This window comes from Anaerococcus nagyae (assembly GCF_040364225.1).
Taxonomy (GTDB): domain Bacteria; phylum Bacillota; class Clostridia; order Tissierellales; family Peptoniphilaceae; genus Anaerococcus; species Anaerococcus nagyae.
Map to the genome: position 1 here is coordinate 995203 of NZ_AP031484.1, position 21544 is coordinate 1016746.

Annotated in this window: 19 protein-coding genes; 16 read left to right on the forward strand and 3 right to left on the reverse strand. The window is 29.8% G+C overall.

Going from position 1 to position 21544, the window contains the following annotated elements:
- Window positions 1-57 precede the first annotated feature (57 nt).
- Entirely contained in the window at window positions 58-333 is a 276-nt protein-coding gene (locus ABXG81_RS04855) for a metal-sensing transcriptional repressor (protein ID WP_117521697.1), read from the reverse strand.
- The gene (locus ABXG81_RS04860) at window positions 333-2915 is read right to left on the reverse strand and encodes a heavy metal translocating P-type ATPase (RefSeq protein ID WP_353528414.1); all 2583 of its coding nucleotides are present in this window, start codon (window positions 2913-2915) and stop codon (window positions 333-335) included. Before ABXG81_RS04860 ends, ABXG81_RS04855 begins: the two co-directional genes overlap by 1 nt.
- Before the next feature lie 99 nt (window positions 2916-3014).
- On the opposite strand from ABXG81_RS04860, the gene ABXG81_RS04865 reads away from it, so the two are divergent.
- From ABXG81_RS04865 to ABXG81_RS04930, 14 genes are all read left to right on the forward strand, one after another.
- Window positions 3015-3284, forward strand: a complete 270-nt coding sequence (locus ABXG81_RS04865) for an acylphosphatase (protein WP_117521695.1) — start codon at window positions 3015-3017, stop codon at window positions 3282-3284.
- Window positions 3285-3321: 37 nt separating this feature from the next.
- Window positions 3322-4650: a MurT ligase domain-containing protein gene (locus ABXG81_RS04870; RefSeq protein WP_353528416.1), complete on the forward strand. Its 1329-nt coding sequence runs from the start codon at window positions 3322-3324 to the stop codon at window positions 4648-4650.
- The gene (locus ABXG81_RS04875) at window positions 4647-5297 is read left to right on the forward strand and encodes an adenosylcobyric acid synthase (RefSeq protein ID WP_117521693.1); all 651 of its coding nucleotides are present in this window, start codon (window positions 4647-4649) and stop codon (window positions 5295-5297) included. The genes ABXG81_RS04870 and ABXG81_RS04875 overlap by 4 nt, the downstream gene beginning before the upstream one ends.
- Before the next feature lie 6 nt (window positions 5298-5303).
- Window positions 5304-6959, forward strand: a complete 1656-nt coding sequence (locus ABXG81_RS04880; protein WP_209814011.1) for a formate--tetrahydrofolate ligase — start codon at window positions 5304-5306, stop codon at window positions 6957-6959.
- A 106-nt stretch (window positions 6960-7065) separates the two neighbouring features.
- Entirely contained in the window at window positions 7066-7392 is a 327-nt protein-coding gene (locus ABXG81_RS04885) for a YerC/YecD family TrpR-related protein (RefSeq protein WP_117521691.1), read from the forward strand.
- Between the two features lie 81 nt (window positions 7393-7473).
- Window positions 7474-9669 (forward strand): UvrD-helicase domain-containing protein, encoded by a 2196-nt coding sequence (locus ABXG81_RS04890; protein ID WP_316122116.1) that lies wholly within the window; start codon window positions 7474-7476, stop codon window positions 9667-9669.
- 1 nt (window position 9670) lies between these two features.
- Window positions 9671-11671 carry an NAD-dependent DNA ligase LigA gene (gene ligA / locus ABXG81_RS04895; protein WP_288222860.1) on the forward strand — a complete coding sequence of 667 codons (2001 nt, stop codon included), beginning with the start codon at window positions 9671-9673 and terminating at the stop codon, window positions 11669-11671.
- Between the two features lies 1 nt (window position 11672).
- Window positions 11673-11951, forward strand: a complete 279-nt coding sequence (gatC, locus tag ABXG81_RS04900; protein WP_117521688.1) for an Asp-tRNA(Asn)/Glu-tRNA(Gln) amidotransferase subunit GatC — start codon at window positions 11673-11675, stop codon at window positions 11949-11951.
- 8 nt (window positions 11952-11959) lie between these two features.
- On the forward strand, window positions 11960-13366 hold the full coding sequence (gene gatA, locus ABXG81_RS04905; RefSeq protein WP_117521687.1) for an Asp-tRNA(Asn)/Glu-tRNA(Gln) amidotransferase subunit GatA: 1407 nt from the start codon (window positions 11960-11962) through the stop codon (window positions 13364-13366).
- A complete protein-coding gene (gatB, locus tag ABXG81_RS04910) occupies window positions 13366-14784 on the forward strand; it encodes an Asp-tRNA(Asn)/Glu-tRNA(Gln) amidotransferase subunit GatB (RefSeq protein WP_117521686.1) in 1419 nt (472 codons plus the stop codon). The genes gatA and gatB overlap by 1 nt, the downstream gene beginning before the upstream one ends.
- A gap of 29 nt (window positions 14785-14813) precedes the next feature.
- Entirely contained in the window at window positions 14814-16076 is a 1263-nt protein-coding gene (locus ABXG81_RS04915; protein ID WP_117521685.1) for an amidohydrolase, read from the forward strand.
- Window positions 16073-17269, forward strand: coding sequence for an NAD(P)H-hydrate dehydratase (locus ABXG81_RS04920; RefSeq protein WP_117521684.1), 1197 nt, complete (start codon window positions 16073-16075; stop codon window positions 17267-17269). Before ABXG81_RS04915 ends, ABXG81_RS04920 begins: the two co-directional genes overlap by 4 nt.
- Entirely contained in the window at window positions 17266-18387 is a 1122-nt protein-coding gene (gene alr, locus ABXG81_RS04925; protein ID WP_209814006.1) for an alanine racemase, read from the forward strand. Before ABXG81_RS04920 ends, alr begins: the two co-directional genes overlap by 4 nt.
- On the forward strand, window positions 18377-18730 hold the full coding sequence (locus tag ABXG81_RS04930; protein ID WP_117521682.1) for a type II toxin-antitoxin system PemK/MazF family toxin: 354 nt from the start codon (window positions 18377-18379) through the stop codon (window positions 18728-18730). The genes alr and ABXG81_RS04930 overlap by 11 nt, the downstream gene beginning before the upstream one ends.
- A 40-nt stretch (window positions 18731-18770) precedes the next feature.
- Here the strand turns inward: ABXG81_RS04930 and murC are convergent, their stop codons facing one another.
- Window positions 18771-20174: a UDP-N-acetylmuramate--L-alanine ligase gene (gene murC / locus ABXG81_RS04935; protein WP_117521681.1), complete on the reverse strand. Its 1404-nt coding sequence runs from the start codon at window positions 20172-20174 to the stop codon at window positions 18771-18773.
- 122 nt (window positions 20175-20296) lie between these two features.
- On the opposite strand from murC, the gene rpiB reads away from it, so the two are divergent.
- Complete coding sequence (gene rpiB, locus ABXG81_RS04940; RefSeq protein WP_117521680.1) at window positions 20297-20737, forward strand: ribose 5-phosphate isomerase B; 441 nt, start codon at window positions 20297-20299, stop codon at window positions 20735-20737.
- A gap of 86 nt (window positions 20738-20823) precedes the next feature.
- On the forward strand, window positions 20824-21543 hold the full coding sequence (gene deoD, locus ABXG81_RS04945) for a purine-nucleoside phosphorylase (RefSeq protein ID WP_117521679.1): 720 nt from the start codon (window positions 20824-20826) through the stop codon (window positions 21541-21543).
- Window position 21544 lies beyond the last annotated feature (1 nt).

Below are 21544 nucleotides of genomic sequence, written 5' to 3' on the forward strand. Positions count from 1 at the left end.
TTTTTTACAGTAAAGATGGTACTTATTCATTATATTATATAAAAAAAGGGGGAGACTTTAGAGTTTATTGAGCTTATTAATGATACTCTCAATTTCTGCTAATTTTTCTTTAGCATCGTCGGGATCATTATTTTCTAAAGTTTCATATACACAATGGCTGAGGTGTGCTGATAATACATCTTTATTAATATTTTTAAGTATAGATATAGATGCCATAATTTGGTTACTTACATCTATACAATATCGATCATCTTCAACCATTTTAATTAAGCCATCGATTTGTCCGCCGACGGTTTTGAGCTTTCTTATTGTCTTTGCCTTATCAGCATGCATTATTTGTATTCAATACCCTTATATTCATATCCAGCATCTATGATTGCATTTTTTATAGCATCTTCATCTGCTGTGCCAAAATAATCTACAGTAGCATTGTTATTTTCAAGGCTTACGTCAACTTTTTCAACAAATGCTAATTCTTCAAGTGCTTCTGTTACATGAGCTTTACAGTGCTCACAGCTCATTCCATCTACATTAACTATTAATTTATTTGTTGTTGCCATTTTTTCTTCTCCTTTAATATATTCTTTATTTTCATTTGGTAGGTTTTCTATATTTTTATTAATACTCTTTTTATTTAATTTATCTATTGCCTCTTTATTTTTAAAATTAGGGCTAAATCCTTTAAGCCTTAAAGAGTTAAGGCAAACAAAGATAGATGACATACTCATTGCAAAAGCTGCAAACATTGGATTAAGCATTATTCCTTTTAAAGGATATAGCAATCCAGCAGCTACTGGAATTAGTATTATATTATAAAAGAAAGCCCAGAATAGATTTTGCTTTATAGTTTTAATTGTTGATTTAGAAAGTTCTAATGCACTTACTATATCGAGTAGTGAATTTCTCATTAGTACAACATCTGCAGAATCTATAGCGACATCTGTTCCATTTCCTATTGCAATACCTATATCACTTCTTGCAAGAGCAGGCGCATCATTAATACCATCACCTACCATGGTTACTTTTTTACCCATATCTTGCAATTGTTTTACAACTTTATCTTTATCTTGAGGTAGGACATCAGCAAATTTTTTATCAATACCTAATTCAGATCTGATTGCTTCTGCTGTTTTTTCGTTATCTCCAGTTACCATAGTTACTTCATACCCTAGATTTTTAAGCTCATCTATGGCAATTTTTGAAGTTGCTTTTGGTAAGTCTTTAGCAGCTATTAGACCAATTACTTTATTTTCATCAGCAAAGTACATAGAAGTCTTGCCTTCATTTGCATAAGTATCAGCTATTTCAATATAGTTTTTAAGATCTATATTGTTTTCTTTCATTAGTCTTAAGTTACCTGCTAGGTATCTTTGTCCATTATATGTTGCGCTTATTCCTTTACCAGAAATAGCGTTAAAGTCTGATACATTTTCTGAAGCTATATTATTTTCTTCAGCATAGGTAACTATTGCATTACTTAATGGGTGTTCAGATGATTTTTCTATAGATGTTGCAAGTTTTATAAACTCATTATGGTCTATGTCAGTTTTTACATCTGTAACTTGAGGTCTACCTTCAGTAATAGTTCCTGTTTTATCTAGTAATATAGTATCAACTTTACTTAAGTTTTCTAAACTTTCTGCGTTTTTAAATAATAAACCTAGTTCTGCGGATTTTCCAGTAGAAACCATTATTGCCATCGGTGTAGCTAGACCTAAGGCACATGGACAGGATATAACTAAAACTGAAATCATTAGATTTAATGCAAATTCAAAATTGTAACCTAGTGCCATCCATACTATGAATGTAACAATAGAAATTAAAATTACAGCTGGTACAAATATAGCTGAAATTTCATCTGCCATTTTAGCGATTGGAGCCTTGGTTTCATTTGCTTCATTTACTAGATTTATAATTTGGGCAAGAGTTGTATCTTCTCCAACTTTGGTAGCTTTAAATTTAAATGAACCTTCTTTGTTAATAGTTGCAGTGATTACTTCATCACCAACACCCTTATTAACAGGAATAGATTCACCAGTTAAAGCTGCTTCATCAAGTAGGGAAGAGCCTTCTATAATCTCACCATCTACTGGAATAGAATCTCCAGGTCTAATTAAGATTATATCTCCTTTTTCTATCTCAGAAACATCTACGCTTTTTTCCTTACCATCAACAAGAATTGTTGCTTTTTTTGGTGCTAGATTTATTAAATTTTCTAGGGATGCTTTAGTTTGACCCTTTGATCTAGCTTCAAAATATTTACCAAGAGTTATTAAAGTTAGAATCATAGCAGCAGACTCAAAATATAGGTTATGCATATATTGATCTATAATTTCTGGTTGGTTAAATCCAAAACCATAGGCCATTCGCATTATAGCAAAAATCCCATAAAGTGTTGCTGCACTTGCACCTAAAGCTACTAGGGTATCCATGTTCGGAGCTTTATTAAATAATCCTTTAAATCCATTTATAAAAAATTTTCTATTTACTACTAATACTGGAATAGTTAGTATAAATTGTATAAAGGCATTATTTATAGAGCCTTCTCTTCCTTGTATAAAAGTAGGAACTGGCAAGCCAATCATTGGTCCCATAGCTATATACAAAAGTGGGATTAAGAAAGCTAAGGATACTTTTAACCTAAATTTAGTATTACTTTCCTCTTGGTCTTTTTCTTTAGGTTTGTCAGCTGTGGCTGATTTTTCTTTATCTTTTAAGCTAGCTCCATAACCTATTTTTTCTACAGCATGGATTATATCATCATCGCTTAATTTATCTTCATCATAATCTACACTCATAGATTCATTGATAAGATTTACATTTACATCATTAACGCCAAGTTTTTCAACTGCTCTTGTAACATTGGCTTGGCAAGACGCACAAGTCATACCTGTTACATCGTAGCGTTTTTTCATATAACCTCCTTCCACACCCTGTGGGGGTATTAATATCATTTAACGATTGCTTATATACATTGTCAAGCAAAGGGTATATTACAAGCAAAAGGAGCAAATATGAAAACATATCATTTAATATTCAAAGGTAGAGTACAAGGGGTAGGTTTTAGATACACTTCAAAAATGATAGCCGATAAGCTTAAGTTAGTTGGTACTGTAAAAAATTTATCCAATGGAGATGTTGAGGTGTATGTAAAAGGAGAAGAAACAAATATAGAAAAATTTATTGAAGAGATCAAAAATCAGAGATTTATCAGGATAGATTCTATAGATAAAAATGAAGTGAATAAATCAATAGATTGTCTAAGCTTTAACATAGTGCATTAATAATTGATTAATTTAGTTTTTAAGATATATTTATCTTATGACAATAAAAAGTAAATTTACAAAAGAAATAGCAAAAATAGTACGAGCTGGTCTAAGACTTACTCGTCACAACGCTACAGCACTTCCAGGTTATGTAGCTTATAAACTTGATAAAAATATATTGGATGAGTTATCAAAAAATACAAAATTTGTTTTTGTAACAGGTACAAACGGAAAAACAATGACAACCCATTTTTTAGCAAATATATTAAGGCAACACTACGATAAGGTTTATACTAACGAATCAGGCTCTAATATGGTTCAAGGTATTATTACTACACTTCTAGATAATCCAAAAAGAGAAGAAACTATAGCAGTCTTAGAGGTAGATGAGGCAAATCTTGTTCGTATTGGCAGAAATATAAAGCCTGATTATGTTATATTTACAAATATTTTTAGAGATCAAATGGATAGGTTTGGAGAAATCTATAATATATTTAATAAAATTATGCAAGGTATGGAAGTAATGCCAAATGCAAAAATTATTGCAAATGGTGATTTGCCAATATTTTCATATGATCAAATGGATAAATATAATAAGTCTTACTTTGCTATAAGAGATAAAAGGGAAGAGAAAGATGATTATATTTTAGAAGCAGATGCCAATTCTGATGGTATACTTTGTCCTCATTGCAATCACATCTTAAAGTACAAATTAAATAATTATTCTTCTCTAGGAGATTTTGCTTGTACAAGCTGTGACTTTAGCTCTCCTGAAATAACTTATAAACTTGATAAAATAAAAAAGCTTGAAGCCAACTATTCCTCATTCTATGTAGGCGATGAATTTTACGAAGTAAATGTTGGAGGTTTATATAATGTATACAATGCCTTAGCTGCTTTAAGTGTTGCAAAAGAATTAGGCTTAAGTTATGAAGAGATTTATGAAGGTTTAGCTAGTCAAAAAAATGTATTTGGTCGACAAGAAAATATTAAAATCTATGATAAAAATGTTACTATTAATCTCGTAAAGAACCCTACTGGTCTTAATCAAATAATAGATTTAATACTTTTAGAAAAAGAGCCAATATCCTTAATCTGTCTTTTAAATGATAATTATGCTGATGGGACAGATGTAAGCTGGATATATGATTCCTACTATGAAAATCTTTCTAACTTAACTATAAAAGACATATATGTATCAGGTATGCGTAAGAAAGATATGAAAAGACGTCTAGAAATAGCTGAGATATTTGATGGAGAAATAAAAGAATTTGATTACGAAAATGAGATAAAAAAAGTAATAAAAGATACAAAAACTGATAATATTTATATTCTTTCTACTTATACTGCTATGTTAAGGCTAAGGGAGGTTCTTGATTTATGAAAAAACTTATAATTTGTCATCTTTATGGCAATTTATTAAATACTTATGGGGATATAGGAAATATCATGGCCTTTTCCCACGAAGCAAGAAAGAGAGGTTATGAAGTAGAAACAGAGATAATTAGTTTAGGAGATGAGTTTGTCCCAGAAAAATATGATTTTGTATTTTTTGGGGGTGGACAAGATTATGAACAAAAAATTGTTCAAGAAGACTTATTAGGAAAAAGAGATGAACTGGCTAATTACATAGAAGAATCAGGTGTTTTTCTTGCCATTTGTGGTGGATATCAATTATTGGGCAAATATTATTATGATGCTTATAATAACAAGATTAATGGGTTAAATATTTTTGACCATTATACTGAAAATCAACAAGATGGAGCTAGATTTACAGGTCAGATTAAAATTAAGGATAATTTATCTAAGAAAATTTATGAAGGATTTGAAAATCATGGCGGAGTAACCTACTTATCTAAGGATCAAAAAGCTTTGGGAATGGTTATTGAGGGAAATGGCAATAATGGAAAAGATAAAACTGAAGGTTTTAGATATAAAAACACCATAGGTACATATTTACATGGACCACTTTTGGCAAGAAACAATAATTTATGTAATGATCTACTAAACAAAATTGAAGAAAGGAATTAATAAATAATGAAGACTGATATAGAAATTTCTCAAGAAGCAAATTTAGAAGACATTGACCAAATCTGTGAAAAAATAGGTTTAGAAGATTATGAGAAACTAGGCAAATATAAAGCTAAAATAGATTTATCCTATTTACAAAAAGATAAAAAAGATTCAAAGTTAGTTTTAGTTACCGCAACTAATCCTACACCAAGTGGTGAAGGAAAGACAACTGTTAATATTGGACTTTCAATGGCTTTAAATAAAGTTGGTAAAAACGCAATTTCAGTATTAAGAGAACCATCACTTGGACCATCTTTTGGTAGAAAAGGTGGAGCAACAGGTGGTGGATACTCCCAAGTTTTACCAATGGATGAAATTAATCTACATTTCACTGGAGATTTTCACGCTATAACATCTTCTGTAAATCTTGTTGCAGCTATTATTGATAATCATATATACCAAGGAAATGAAAAGAACATTGATCCAAAACAAATTGTTTGGAGAAGATGCGTAGATTTAAATGATAGAGCATTAAGAAATGTTGTAATAGGCATGGGCAATAAGACTGATGGGGTTATTCGTGAAGATAAATTCGATATAACTGTTGCTACAGAAATGATGGCAGTTTTATGTTTAGCAACAAGCCTTGATGATTTTAAGAGGCGTGTAGGCAAAATGATTGTAGCATATGATATTTATAATAATCCAGTTACTGTTGATGATATTAAAGCAACTGGATCTGTAGCTGTGCTAATGAAAGATGCATTAAAACCGAATCTTGTTCAAACAATAGAAAATACTCCAGCCATAATACATGGTGGGCCATTTGCGAATATTGCACATGGTTGTAATTCCTTAATAGCTACAAAAACGGCTTTAGCTATATCTGATTATGTAGTAACAGAAGCTGGATTTGGAGCTGACTTAGGTGCAGAAAAGTTTAACGATATAAAATGTAGATTAGGTGATATAAAACCTGATGCAACAGTAATAGTTACATCTATTAGATCTTTAAAATATCAAGCGGGTATGCCTTCAGATGCTCTTCAAGAAGAAAACTTAGACTATTTAAATAAGGGATTTGAGAACTTAAAGATACATATTGAGAATATGAAAAAATTTGGAACTAATATAGTAGTAGCTATTAATAAGTTTGATACAGATACTGATGAAGAAATAAGCCAACTTAAATCTCTTACAAAATCTATGGAAGTAAATGCCATAGAAACAACCGTATTCGCCAACGGATCACAAGGAGGAATAGATCTTGCAAATGAAGTTGTAGATTTATGTGAAAAAGATAATGGGTTTGAGTTTTTATACGATGTTAACTTAACTATTAAAGAAAAACTTGAAAAGATATCAAAGGATATATATAGGGCAAAAGATGTTGTTTATACAAAAAAAGCAAATAAAGATATAAAAAGAATTGAAGATCTAGGTTATGATAATCTTCCAATATGTGTCGCAAAAACACCTTACTCTTTTTCTGATGATCCTAATATTAGAATAACAGATAAAGATTATGATATAACAATAAGAGAAGCTAGAATTAATGCAGGTGCAGGATTTATAGTAGCTTATACTTCTAATATTTTAACTATGCCAGGATTGCCAAAAACACCTAATGCTTATGAAATAGATATAGATTCTAACAATAAAATAGTAGGTTTATCATAATATCTATTTTTATTAAAAAATTGTAATTAATTATATTAAGGGAATGCAAGTTAATAAAAAGTATGTTATAATAATATTGTAAAAATATACCTAAATTGGGGGAACAATGACAGATTCAAAATTAAAAAATAAACAAACAGACGAATTATTTGAAGCAATTCTTATGCTAAAAGATGTGGAAGAATGCTACAGATTTTTTACAGATATATGTACAGCACGAGAAATCCAATCTATTGCGCAAAGACTTCATGTAGCTAGATTACTTAAAATAAGAAAAACTTATAATGTAATAGAAGAAGAAACGGGCGCTTCTACGGCTACTATTTCTCGAGTTAATAGATCACTTAACTATGGATCAAATGGTTATGATTTAGTTTTAGATAAACTAATTGAGAAAGATTTAAAAAAACAAAGAGAAGAAGATAATAATTAATAATCTTTGAATTTAAAGAGTTGGCACTTATGCCCACTCTTTTTTCGTGTGGTATAATATTTAGATAAGGGGGATGTGGTTATGAATCTAGAAGGATTAAATGAAAAACAAAAAGAGGCAGTATTACATAATAAAGGACCTCTTTTAGTATTAGCTGGTGCAGGAAGTGGAAAAACAAGGGTTCTTACTACAAGTATAGCTAATCTTATTGAAAATGAAAAAGTGGATCCCAGAAATATTCTAGCAATCACATTTACCAATAAAGCAGCAAATGAAATGAAAGATAGAGTTTCTAACTTACTTAATATAGATGTTAGTCGTCTTTGGATAGGAACATTCCATTCCATTTGCGCTAGAATCTTAAGGATGAATATTGAGAAAATAGGTTATAATTCAAATTTCACTATCTATGATACAAACGACCAAAGAACTCTGATTAAAGAGATTATAAATGATTTAGGCTATAAGGATGAAATTAGTCCACGAGATGCACAAAATTTAATAAGCTCTTTAAAGAATAAATCTATTAGTCCAAAAGAATTTTTAGATATAGACGGATATTATAGATATCATAATGAATACTATGAAATTTATAGACAATATGAAAAAAGAAAATTTGAATATAATTCCTTAGACTTTGATGATTTAATAGAAAAAGTTCTTCTTTTATTTTCAAAAGATAAAGATGTATTAAAGTACTATCAAAATAAATTTGAATATGTATTTGTGGATGAATATCAAGATACAAATATATCACAATATGAGCTTGTAAAAAACTTTGCTGGAATTCATCAAAATGTATTCGTTGTGGGTGATGCTGACCAATCAATTTATAGTTTTAGAGGAGCAGATATTAATAATATATTAAACTTTGAAAAAGACTTTAAAGATGCAAGAGTAATTAAACTTGAGCAAAATTATAGATCGACATCTAATATATTAGATACTGCTAACTCTTTAATCGTAAATAATGTTGAAAGAAAAGATAAAGAATTATGGACAGCTAATGGAATTGGTGATGAGGTTCTTTATAAGAATAATTCTGTAGAAAGTGAAGAAAGTAAGTTTGTAGTTGATGAAATAAAGATGTTAATAAATGAGGGATATTCTTATAGCGATATAGCTATCCTTTATAGAACAAATGCCCAATCAAGACCTTTTGAAGAAGCGTTGATGAAAAGTTTAATTGATTATAAAGTTGTAGGAGGGCTCAAGTTTTATGATAGAAAAGAAATTAAAGATCTTGTTTCTTATTTGAAAGTTATAGTCAATCCCAAAGATGATGTTGCTCTTAAACGAATTATTAATGAGCCTAAAAGAGGAATTGGAAATAAATCAGTAGAACAATTAAGTAAGATTGCTACAGATAATAATATATCAATTTTGGACTTGATAAGAAGTCATGAATATAGCGTGCTTTTGACAGACAGATTAAAAAATCTTTCAAATAAATTCTATAATCCTTTATCAGAAATTTTTGAAAATATAGATAAATACACTATAACGGATTTAATTAATGAAGTTTTAGACAAGTCAGGATATCTTAAATCACTTGAATCTAGCTATTCAGTGGAAGATAGAGCAAGGATTGATAACTTAAATGAGTTTATATCTGCTGCTAGTGAATATGAAGAGAATAACCCTGATGATACTATATATGACTATTTAGAGAATCTAAGCCTTATATCAGATATGGAAAAAACTGAAGATAAAGATAATTCTATATTACTGATGACTATGCATTCTGCTAAAGGTTTGGAATTTCCTGTAGTATTTGTAGTAGGTATGGATGAAGGACTATTTCCAGGGAAAAGATCCATTGATGAGGGCAATATTGAAGAAGAACGTAGATTATTTTATGTAGCTATAACTAGAGCACGTGAAAAACTATATTTAACAAGTAGCCAAGTAAGGCGTTCTTATGGTAAGCCTATATACTATAAAACATCAAGATTTGTAGATGAGATTAGAGAAAATATAAAAGAGTTAGAAAATAAAACATTTAACTCTTTTTCTTCTAAAAGTTATGAAAAATCTTCAAATGAAGATTATATGAGAGAAAAAACTAGACAATCAGTCTTAAATACTAAACTTAGAAAAAATGAAAATAGTGATGAGACTTATCAAGTAGGTGACAAGATAATGCATTCTAAGTGGGGTGAAGGAATGATAGTTCAAGTAAAAGAAAGCAATGAGGGAAATGAGCTAGTGGTAGCTTTTGATAAAAAAGGTCTAAAAAAGTTAAACCAAGATTATGCTCCAATTTATAAGGTGTAAAATGGATAAGAAAGAACAAATAATTGAATTGATAGAAAAAATAGAAGAGTTAAATTATCATTATTACACCCTAGATAGTCCCTTGGTTTCTGATGGAGAGTACGATAAACTTTATGATAAATTAAAAGCATTAGAAAAAGAATCAGGCTATAGACCAAATAATTCTCCTACTCAAAAAGTTGGTGGAGAAGTTTTAGAAAAATTTGAAAAACACTTTCACATATCTAGGTTATATTCACAAGATAAGGCACAGACTTATGAAGATCTGAACGATTGGATTAAAAGAGTAGGAAGACTTAGAAAGGCTTACAATGATTCTCATAAAGATAGCTTACCAGAAATAGAATTTATTATGGAGTATAAGTTTGATGGGCTGACTATTAATTTAACTTATGAAAATGGTATACTTAAAAATGCGTCAACTCGTGGTAATGGTATAGTTGGAGAAGAAATATCAGCTCAAGCTAAAACAATAAAATCTATACCTTTAAATATTGATGAGAAATCAATTCTAGAAATTCAAGGTGAAGCTTTAATGCCTTTATCTGAACTAGAAAAATATAATAAAAAGAATGACATTCAGCTAAAAAATGCCAGAAATGCCGCGGCAGGAGCTATACGTAATCTAAATCCAAATGAGACACGTAAAAGAAATTTGACAGCATTTTTTTATAATATATCTACTACAGATCTAGATTTTGCAAGCGAAGAAGATATGTTGGAGTTTTTAAAAATAGAGAACTTTAATGTCCATTCCTATCATAAAAAAGTAAAATCTTATGATGAAATAATCTCAGAGTTACAAAAAATAGAGGAAGAAAGAAAAACTCTAGACATATTAACAGATGGGGTAGTTATAAAGATAAACGACAAAAAAACCCAGAAAGCTTTAGGTTATACAAATAAATTTCCAAGGTGGTCAGTAGCTTTTAAATTTGAAGCAGAGGAATATACTACCACTCTTCTAGATGTAGTACGGAATGTAGGAAGAACTGGAAAGGTTACACCATCAGCCTTACTCGAACCTGTAGATTTTTCAGGTGTAACTGTTTCTCGTGCTACCCTTAATAATTATGATGATATAGAAAGAAAAAAAATAAAGATTGGCTCAAAAGTCTTTATAAGAAGGTCTAATGATGTTATACCGGAAATATTAGGTGTAGTAGATGAAGATCAGCCAGACACTAAAGTTATTGAAAAGCCTACATACTGCCCTTATTGTGGATCGGAGCTTATAGAGGGTAATGTCCATATAATGTGTCCTAATTCTATATCTTGTACTCCTCAATTATTGGCACGTATGGAGCATTTTGCTTCACGAAATGCTATGGATATAGAGGGCTTATCAGAAAAAACTATAGCTCAGCTTATGAATGAGCTTAATATTAAAGATATATATGAAATATACGATTTAACCTATGAAGACTTGATAAATTTAGATAGATTTGGTGATAAGAAAACTAAAAATCTTTTAAATTCAATAGAAGATAGTAAAGATCGTGATTTAAATAGATTTATTTATGCAATAGGCATACCAAATGTTGGAGAAAGAACAGCTCGTGATTTAGCTAATAGGTTTGAAAGTTTTGATAATTTAAGGAATGCTAATGTAGATCAGTTAGTTGATATAGAAGATATTGGTTTAATTATAGCAGAAAATATAGTAGAATTTTTTCATGACGATAATATAAATGGTGCAATAGATACGCTATTATCTAAGGGTATCAAAATAAATGAAAAAGTGAATGATAATGTGTCTAATAAACTTGATGGAAAAACTTTTGTCATAACTGGAACTATTAATAACTATAAAAGAGATGATATAAAAGAATTAATAGAAAATAATGGTGGGATAGTTACAACTTCTGTTTCAAAAAATACAGATGTATTAATTTGCGGTCAGAAAGCCGGATCGAAGCTTACAAAAGCGCGTGATTTAGGCATAGAAATTTATGAAAATGAGAAACTTTATGAATTTCTAAGTCAATTGGAAGGGAAATAATATGGAAGCTAAAGAAGTAGAAAAAATTTATAAACTTGCAAATATAAGTTTAGAAGGCAAAGATGTAGATGATTTGTCTAATAAATTTAATATAGTAATTGATTTTATTGATGAAATTTTTGATGTAGATACAAAAGATGTTGAATTTACTGAAGCAATATATACTCATGATGCAGTTTTTAGAAATGACTCTAATTCTAAGTCAGTAGAAAGAGAAGAAGCACTAAAGAATGCTAGTGATAAAGAATTTGGATATTTCAGATTAGATTGGAAATTATAGGAGGGTTTATGAAAATTGAAAGCTTAGTAGATAAATTAAAATCTGGAGACCTTTCTGTAATAGATTACACTAAGGAAACTCTTGAAAAATTAAAAGCAAACGAGCATAACGCATATATATCATATAACGAAGAGGATTCTCTAAAAAGAGCTGAATATTTAGAAAAAAAGCGTAAAAATGGAGAAAGATTAGGAAAATTATTTGGTTTACCTATAGCTGTTAAAGACAATATTTCATATAAAAATATGAAAATGACATGTGCTTCTAAAATGTTAGAGAACTTTACTCCTATTTATAATGCAACGGTAGTAGAAAATCTATTAAAGGAAGATGCTATAATTATCGGTAAAACCAATATGGATGAATTTGCTATGGGAGCAAGTTCTAAAACATCTTATTATGGTGTTGTAACTAATAACTTAGATAAGGAAAAGATAGCTGGGGGTTCTTCATCTGGTTCTGCAGTGTCAGTTTCTAATGAAGATGTACTAGTAGCACTAGGAACAGATACAGGTGGGTCAGTAAGAGGTCCAGCTTCATATACAAATATAATAGGATATAAGCCTACATACTCACTTATTAGTAGATATGGTGTAGTATCTATGGCTAATACGCTTGATCAAGTAGGGCTTTTTGCAAAAGATATTGATGATTTGAGATTATTTGCATCAGTTAGTTCGTCACCTGATAAAAATGATATGACATCTATTTTAGATCCTTACGAATTTATAGAGGAAGATTATGATTTTAATGGTAAAAAAATAGCTGTAATTAGTACAAATAGTGTACTTAATGAAGGTATCGAACAAGAAGTTAAAGAAGATTATAGAAAAGCTTTAGAGAGACTAAAAAGTCTTGGTGCAAATCTTTGTGAAGTGGATTTAGAATACGCAAAATTTGCAAATCCTGTCTATAATATAGTAATGAGTTCTGAGGTTTCATCAAATATGAGTAGATTTGATGGAGTAAGATTTGGGCATCAAACTGAATCTTATGAAGATATTAATGACTTGTATATAAAATCTAGGTCAGAAGGATTAGGTGAAGAAGTTCAAAGAAGAATAGCGTTAGGAACTATGTATTTATCTAGCAATGATGATCAAAGAATATATAAAAAAGGACTGCAACTAAGAACATTAATAAAAAATGAACTAGAAGAACTATTTGAAGATTTTGACTTGATAGTAACTCCTACTACTACTAACCTACCACCTCGAATTGATGAAAATACAGTAGCAGATCCATTAAGTGATTTTAAGGCAGATGGATTTAATGTTATAGTAAATCTTGCTGGCATGTGTGGATTATCTGTTCCAGTACGTCAAGGCATCTCTGGTTCCGTTCAATTTATAGGTAATAGGTTTGATGACTATAATGTTATAAATGCAGCAGCTAAGTTTTTAGAGGAGGAATAATGAATACAAAAACAATAATAGGACTAGAAATCCACGTAGAACTAGCTACAAATACAAAAATGTTTTGCTCCTGTAAAAATGAATTTGGAGCTGTACCAAATACAAATGTTTGCCCAGTTTGCTTAGGTCATCCTGGCGCTTTACCTGTAATGAATGAAAAAGCAGTTGAACTTGCACTAAGAGCAGGTTTGGCATTTAATTGTGATATTGCAAAAGATCAAAAAATGGATAGAAAGAAATATTTTTATCCGGATCTTACTAAAGGATATCAAATAACTCAATTTGACAGACCATATGCAAGAAATGGTTATGTTGAACTTCCAAGTGATAAAAAAGTTGGTCTAATAGAAATCCATATGGAAGAAGATACTGGTAAATCAAACCATGATGAAGAAGGTAGAACTCTTATGGATTATAATAGAGCAGGTGTACCTCTTATTGAAATAGTAACAAAACCTGATATAAATAGTCCAGAAGAAGCTCGTGAATTTGTGGAAACTTTAGCCAGCACTTTAAGGTTCTTAGAGATTTCTGATTGTATAATGGCTCAAGGATCTATGCGTTGTGATGTTAATATCAATATGATAGATTTAGATACTGATAGAAGAACAAACATATCAGAAATAAAAAATATAAATTCTATAAAGGCAATAGAACAGGCTTTAGCTTTTGAGGAAAAGCGTCATAATAATCTTCTAGAAAATGATGAGTTAGGAATCAAAGAAACAAGAAGATGGGATGATGAGAAATTAGAGACAATTCATATGCGTCATAAAGAAGAAGGTAATGATTATAGATTTTCAGTTGATGGAGATATACCTAAAATTAGTATTTCTGATGAATTTATAGATAATATAGATAATAGTTTACCAGAACTCCCAGCAGATAAAGAAAAAAGATATATAAATGAATTCGATATGTCAAAATACGACGCTAGTTTACTAGCAAATGATAGACAATTAGCTAATCTATTTGAAGAAACTAATAAATTAGTTAATGAACCAAAGATTACTGCTAACTGGATATTATCTGAACTATCAAGACGTCTTAATGAGACTGAGCAAAGACCCGATACTATGAATCTTTCAGTAAAAAACTTTGCTAGATTAATAAATCTTGCAAAAGAAGATAAAGTTAATAATAATGTAGCTAAAAAGTTACTTCGTGAAATTTATGAAACAGATGAGAATCCAGAAAAATTAGCAGAAGAAAGAAACTTATTACAAATAAGTGATAGTGGTTTCTTAGAAGAAGTTGTTAATGAAGTTTTAAGTGAAAATCCTGAATCTATTGAAGATATTAAAAATGGTAAGGATCGTGCTTTTGGTTTCCTTGTTGGACAAGCTATGAAAAAAACTAAAGGCAAGGGAAATCCAGCTGAGATCAATAAATTTTTAAAAGAAAAGTTAGGAGAATAATTAAGGAGTGGCAACACTCCTTTTTTGCCATGAATATAGAAATTAAAGATACATCTATTTTATCTATGGTAGATGATAAAGTTATAAAAAATAGTATTTACATAAAAGATGATAAAATTATACATATAGGAAAGCTAGATGATTTTAATGCTGATAGAATAATTGAAGGTGAAAATTATCTTACTATGCCTGGCTTTATAAATGCACATACTCATGTAGGAATGAGTTATTTTAGGAACTATGGGAATGATAATGATTTGATGACTTGGCTAAATGATTACATATTTCCAGCTGAAGAAAAGTTAACAGAGGAAATAGTTTATAACGCATCTCTTTTATCATTTGCTGAGATGATTGCAACTGGTACTACTTCTTTTGCAGATATGTATTTCTATGAGCAAGCTACCATAAAAGCTTTAGAAAAAGCTAAGCTTCGTGCTCAGCTTGCTCGTGGACTCTCATCACCTGATGCTAATTATTATAGATTAAAAGAAAATATAGAATTATTCGATAAGTATAATGGTTTAAATAATAAGTTAGAAATTGCATTAGGTCCTCATGCAATTTATACTACTGATAAAGAATACTTAAAAAAAATATCAGATAAATCAAAAGAATATGCAATCCCTATACATATTCATTTATCTGAAACAGAGTATGAGAATAAACATTGCTACGAAAAGTATGGACAAAGTCCTAGTGAAGTTTTTGATGAATGTGGCATATTTGATAATAGAGTTATAGCAGCCCATGGTGTGCATCTATCAGATAATGATTTAGATATATTAAAAGAAAAAAATATATCTATCATTCATAACCCTTCTAGTAATTTAAAACTATCTTCAGGTATATGTGATGTAAGTAGATTATTAGATTATGGAATAAATGTTTGTCTTGGAACAGACTCTGCATCAAGTAATAATAAGCAATCTATGCTTAAAGAAATTGAAATAGCATCATTAATTTCTAAACTAAAAGCTGCAAATAACTTAAAATCCTATGATGTATTAAAAATGGCCACTGTCAATGGAGCAAAAGCTTTGGGTATAGATGATAAAGTAGGCACTATAGAAGTTGGAAAAAAAGCTGATATTATAATGATAGATATAGATAATATTAATCACTTGCCTTGCAATGATTTAATAGCATCTCTATGCTATTCAACATATGATTCTGATATATCATATGTAATTATTGATGGAGATATAGTCTATGAAAATGGTACTTATAATTACTTAGATATTGATGAAATTAAATATATGGCAAATAAGTTAAGCAAAGAATTATTATGATAGGTATAGATATAGTTAGTATAAGTAAATTTATAGATAAGTCCAAGAGTGAATATTTTATAAAAAGAATTTTTACAGAGAATGAATTATTATACGCATACTCAAAAACTGATATTAATAAAACATTAGCTGGAATATTTGCAGCAAAGGAAGCTACAGTTAAGGCTTTTAATTTAAATTTAGCTTATATTTTAAGAAAAAAAATTGAAATATTACATATAAACTCTATTCCTGTACTTAGTATAAACCAAAGTATTATCAATTCTGATTTATCTATTAGCCATGATGAAGACTATGCTATTGCTATTTGCTATAAAAAAAATGATGATATAAATAAAAAAATTGATGAAAAGATGCAAAAGATTTTTCCACAACGAGAGAAAGTTTCTCATAAGGGTGATTATGGGAAAATTGGAATTCTTGGTGGAAGTTCGGGTATGGCTGGTTCCGTTTTTATGTCCTCAATGGCAAGTATGCGTGCAGGAGCTGGATTATCTTATATAATAGCTCCACAATCAATTTCAAAGATTTTACAAATAAAGGCCAATGAGCAAATAATAAAAGAAATTAATTGTAAAAATTTTTATTACAACAATGAAATTAGTAATCAGATTTTAGATGAAGTTAAAAACTTAGATGTGCTAATAATTGGTCCAGGTATGGGTAAGGGTAATAATCTTAATGAATTAATAAATGAAATTATTAAAAATATAAATATGCCAGTTTTGATTGATGCTGATGGATTGAATGCTGTAAGTAAGGATTTAAGTATACTTAACACAGATAATAATATTATATTAACGCCACATATTGGAGAATTCTCTAGGTTAACTGGTTTATCAATAGAAGAAATAAAAAAAGATAAAATAAAATTAGCGGAAAAATTTGCTAGAGATAACAGTTTAATTTTAGTCTTGAAGTCAGATGAAACAATAGTTACTGATGGAGAAAATACTTACATAAATAAAATTGGTAATCCTGGTATGGCTACTGCAGGTTCAGGTGATGTGCTAACAGGCATAATTGCTGCCTTAATTAATAGGATAGATATTTATGATGCTGCAAAGTTAGGGGTTTATTTGCATTCTTTAGCGGGAGATATAGCTAAGGAAAAATTTGGTGAAGATTCTCTGATTTCTACAGATATAATTGACTGCTTACCTTATGCTATAAAACGATTGAGGAACTTATGATTGAAACATATGTAGAAGTTGACATTGATAAGATAATAAAAAATATTAATAATATACAAAGTATAGATGAGGAATCCATGTTTTGTGCTGTAATTAAGGCTAATGGATATGGTCTTGGAGCAGTAAGGATTGCCCGAGAAATTGAAGAATTTGTAGACTATTTTGCAGTTGCTAGGCTAGAAGAAGCTATATCTTTAAGAAAATCAGGAATTACAAAGCCGGTTATGGTTCTTGCTTATGTTAATTTTGAAGAAATTGATAAATGTGTTAAATATGATATAGATTTACCTATTTATGATCTAGAATATGCAAAAAAAATTAATGATAGTATTAGTGGTAAGCTGAAAGTACACATTGCACTTGATACTGGTCACGGAAGAATTGGGTTTAGAGAAAGCGAATTAGATGATATAAAAAAATTAAAAAATTTAGATAATCTAGATGTGATTTCAGCTTTTTCTCATTTTTCAACCGCAGATGAAAAAGATACTTCTTTTACAATGATTCAAAAAGAAAGGTTTTATAACATATTAAATCAAATAAAAGATTATTATAAATTTAAATTTATTCATCTAGCTAATAGTGCAGGAGCTATAAAACATAATATTACTAAGGATATGATGAGAATAGGTATTTCTTTATATGGTATCTACCCTTCAATTGAAGTAAAAAATGAAAAACTTATTGATTTAGAACAATGTTTTAAATATATAAGTCATGTATCTTATGTAAAAGATATACCAGCAAACACCCCTATTAGTTATGGAAGAACTTTTATAAGCAAAGAACCTATGAAGATTGCAACTATACCTTTAGGATATGCTGATGGTTATATGAGAGCTTTTTCTAATAAGGGTGAGGTCTTAATTAATAATAAGCTCTGTAAAGTTTTAGGCTTGGTTTGCATGGATCAATTGATGGTAGATGTTAGTGGTATGGAAGTTTATATGGACGATGAAGTTATAATTTATCCTAATATATATAAAGAATCTAATAAAATTAATACAATTCCTTATGAATTAATGACTTCTATTGCTATGAGAGTGCCTAGAATTTATAAGAAAAATGGTAAAATAATTGATATAGATAATTATTTAGGAGAAATCTATGAAGATTAAAAGAGGAGATTTGTTCTATGCAGATTTATCTCCCGTTGTTGGTAGTGAGCAGGGGGGGGTAAGACCTGTAATAGTCGTTCAGAATGATGTGGGTAATAAGTATTCACCTACAATAATAGTAGCCCCCATAACAAGTCAACTAAATAAAGCAAAACTACCCACTCATGTAAAAATAAAGGGTAGTGAGTTTGGTTTGCCAAAAAATTCCGTAGCTCTTTTAGAGCAATTAAGGACTATAGATAAGAGAAGACTTCGTGAGAGAATAGGAAACTTTGATAATAGAGTCATGCTAAAAATAAATGAGGCTATGGCTATATCACTTGACTTGTCAAATGATTTTTAATGTACATAAAGACTGACCCCTTACAGAGGTCAGTTTTAATTTACGCACTTACTTTTACTTGATCATCTACTATCATATGAGCTAAGACATCAGGATTACCACAACCAGTAGTGATAATTAAATCTCCTGGTTCTGCTATTTCGTAGACGTAGTCCCTTGCTTGTTCAAAAGTTCCAAGATATTTTGCTTTGATTCCCTTTTTTACTAAAGCATCTACTACATCTTTAGAGTGAATGGTAGGATCTAGTTTTTCCCTGGCAGCATATATATCTGTTATTATAACCTCATCAGCTGCATCAAAACAATTTAAAAATTCATCGAATAATATTTTTGTTCTGCTATAAGTGTGTGGTTGCCAGATACATACAAGTCTTCCTTCTGTGTGTTCTTTTAGTGCCTTAAGAGTAACATCTATTTCAGAAGGATGGTGACCGTAGTCAGTCATTATAGTTGCATCATTTACATGTCCTATAATTTCCATTCTACGTTTAAGGCCAGTATATGATCTAAGATTTTCTTTTATTGTTTCAAGATCAATACCATTTTCATATGTTGCAATTATTGCAGCCATGGCGTTATTTATATTGTGTCTACCTATAACTCCAAGTTCGAAATGCTCTATCATTCCATTTTTCATTTTCAAATCAAAGTTAGGATGTCCGATTTCATCAAAATTTATATTATGTGCCACATAATCAGCTTCATAATTTTCTTGAGCATAAGTAATGAGCTCTCCTTGAACAGAATCTAAAATCAATTTATTGTTTTCTTCATTCAGATTAAGTATAGTTTTAGAATTTTCATCTTGATTTCTAAGGTAAGTTTTAAAGGTTTCAACTATATCATTCAAATCTTTATAATAATCTAGATGATCTTCATCAATATTTAATACTATCAATGTCTGAGGGAAGTAATACCTTATATTTCCCTTGTATTCACAAGCTTCAGTAACTAAATATTTTTGATCTCCTACATGGACATTCCCATCCATTTCATCTAATTCACCACCTAATAGTATAGTAGCTTCTTCTTTTGAATTGAGTAGTATTTTTGAGATCATACTAGTAGCTGTTGATTTTCCGTGAGAACCTGAAACAGCAATAGAATTCTCATAGTTTCTCATAAGAGCTCCTAGAAAAACTCCTCTAGTTACTACAGGTATATCAAGTTTGCGAGCTGCAATTAGTTCTTCATTATCATCTAAAATTGCATCTGTATAAACAACGAGGTCTGGATTTTTTATATTGTCCCTAGATTGGCCTATAAAAATTTCAGCCCCGTTTTCTTTTAAGTTTTTTATAATATCAGAAAGTGACCTATCAGATCCTGATACTCTATAACCTTTATTTAACAACAAAGAAGCGATACCACTCATAGAAATACCGCCTATTCCAATAAAATGAACATAAGAAATATTATGTTCATCTAAATTAAATTCAAACATTTTTTCTCCTAGTCTAAGTATAACATTAATATATTACAATATATCATATGCTTTTTTACGAACTTGTAAAGATTTATTTCCTATGATACCATTTTATTATAAGGAAATTTTTGGAGGAAATTATGAAGTATGTTATAGGAAATGATCATGGTGGAATAGATTTATATCAACCAGTAAAAGAAGTTTTAGAAAATCTAGGCCATGAAGTTATACATGTAGGTACAGATAGTCGTGAAAGTGTAGATTATTCAGATTATGCATCTTTAGCTTGTGAAAAAGTATTAAATGGGAAAGCTGATTTTGCTATTTTAATTTGTGGGACAGGACTTGGTATGAGTATGTCTGCTAATAAAATAGATGGTATAAGAGCAGCTGCTGTATCAGAATGCTATTCCGCAAAAATGAGTCGAGCTCATAATAACGCTAATTGTTTATGTATAGGAGCTAGAGTTATTGGAAACGAAACTGCAAAGATGATAGTAAGTGAATTCGCTAGTACAGAATTTGAAGCTGGACGACATCAAAGAAGGATAGATAAAATAACAGAGCTTGAAAAAAGATAGGTTTATACACATCTATCTTTTTTAGTTTAAAAAAAATAGCAAAAATGTTATTATAATATTATGAAAAATTTAATAAGGAGATATTAATGAATATACCTACACCACATATATCAGCTACTAGTGCTGATGAAATAGCAAAAACTGTTTTGATGCCTGGTGATCCACTCCGTGCGAAATTCATAGCAGAAAATTTCTTAGAAGACGTGACTCAATTTAATGAGACACGTGGTATGCTTGGATTTACCGGATATTATAATGGAAAAAGAGTGTCAGTTATGGGATCAGGAATGGGTATTCCTTCATCAATGATTTATTATAATGAATTATTTGGTGGCTATGATGTCGATACCATTATAAGAATAGGAACTGCAGGATCTATGCAAGAAAATATAAAACTTCATGATATAGTTATAGCAACTAGCGCTTGCTCTGAAAGTTCAATTAATGATAACTTATTCGCAAATATAAATTTTTCTCCTACTCCAGATTTTGATTTATTATTTAAAACTTACAATAAATCTATGGAATTAGGATATACAACTCATTGTGGTCAAGTTCATAGTTCTGATCAATTCTATAATAATTTGCCAAAAGAAGTTTTTGAAAATCTTCGTAAATATGGAGTATTATGTGTAGAAATGGAGAGCTATGGCTTGTTTATGACTGCTAGAAAATATAGTAAAAAAGGACTTGGTATATTTACTATAAGTGATTCTTTGATAGAAGATGTTTCAGATAGTGCAGAAAATAGGGAAAAATCATATACGAATATGATGAAATTAGCTCTCGAAGTAGTAGGTGAATAAT

What these genes read in the sequence shown, in the direction of transcription:
- ABXG81_RS04855 (WP_117521697.1), bottom strand. Translation starts at nt 333, where the DNA reads ATGCATGCTGATAAGGCAAAGACAATAAGAAAGCTCAAAACCGTCGGC.
- ABXG81_RS04860 (WP_353528414.1), bottom strand. Translation starts at nt 2,915, where the DNA reads ATGAAAAAACGCTACGATGTAACAGGTATGACTTGTGCGTCTTGCCAA.
- ABXG81_RS04865 (WP_117521695.1), top strand. Translation starts at nt 3,015, where the DNA reads ATGAAAACATATCATTTAATATTCAAAGGTAGAGTACAAGGGGTAGGT.
- ABXG81_RS04870 (WP_353528416.1), top strand. Translation starts at nt 3,322, where the DNA reads ATGACAATAAAAAGTAAATTTACAAAAGAAATAGCAAAAATAGTACGA.
- ABXG81_RS04875 (WP_117521693.1), top strand. Translation starts at nt 4,647, where the DNA reads ATGAAAAAACTTATAATTTGTCATCTTTATGGCAATTTATTAAATACT.
- ABXG81_RS04880 (WP_209814011.1), top strand. Translation starts at nt 5,304, where the DNA reads ATGAAGACTGATATAGAAATTTCTCAAGAAGCAAATTTAGAAGACATT.
- ABXG81_RS04885 (WP_117521691.1), top strand. Translation starts at nt 7,066, where the DNA reads ATGACAGATTCAAAATTAAAAAATAAACAAACAGACGAATTATTTGAA.
- ABXG81_RS04890 (WP_316122116.1), top strand. Translation starts at nt 7,474, where the DNA reads ATGAATCTAGAAGGATTAAATGAAAAACAAAAAGAGGCAGTATTACAT.
- ligA (WP_288222860.1), top strand. Translation starts at nt 9,671, where the DNA reads ATGGATAAGAAAGAACAAATAATTGAATTGATAGAAAAAATAGAAGAG.
- gatC (WP_117521688.1), top strand. Translation starts at nt 11,673, where the DNA reads ATGGAAGCTAAAGAAGTAGAAAAAATTTATAAACTTGCAAATATAAGT.
- gatA (WP_117521687.1), top strand. Translation starts at nt 11,960, where the DNA reads ATGAAAATTGAAAGCTTAGTAGATAAATTAAAATCTGGAGACCTTTCT.
- gatB (WP_117521686.1), top strand. Translation starts at nt 13,366, where the DNA reads ATGAATACAAAAACAATAATAGGACTAGAAATCCACGTAGAACTAGCT.
- ABXG81_RS04915 (WP_117521685.1), top strand. Translation starts at nt 14,814, where the DNA reads ATGAATATAGAAATTAAAGATACATCTATTTTATCTATGGTAGATGAT.
- ABXG81_RS04920 (WP_117521684.1), top strand. Translation starts at nt 16,073, where the DNA reads ATGATAGGTATAGATATAGTTAGTATAAGTAAATTTATAGATAAGTCC.
- alr (WP_209814006.1), top strand. Translation starts at nt 17,266, where the DNA reads ATGATTGAAACATATGTAGAAGTTGACATTGATAAGATAATAAAAAAT.
- ABXG81_RS04930 (WP_117521682.1), top strand. Translation starts at nt 18,377, where the DNA reads ATGAAGATTAAAAGAGGAGATTTGTTCTATGCAGATTTATCTCCCGTT.
- murC (WP_117521681.1), bottom strand. Translation starts at nt 20,174, where the DNA reads ATGTTTGAATTTAATTTAGATGAACATAATATTTCTTATGTTCATTTT.
- rpiB (WP_117521680.1), top strand. Translation starts at nt 20,297, where the DNA reads ATGAAGTATGTTATAGGAAATGATCATGGTGGAATAGATTTATATCAA.
- deoD (WP_117521679.1), top strand. Translation starts at nt 20,824, where the DNA reads ATGAATATACCTACACCACATATATCAGCTACTAGTGCTGATGAAATA.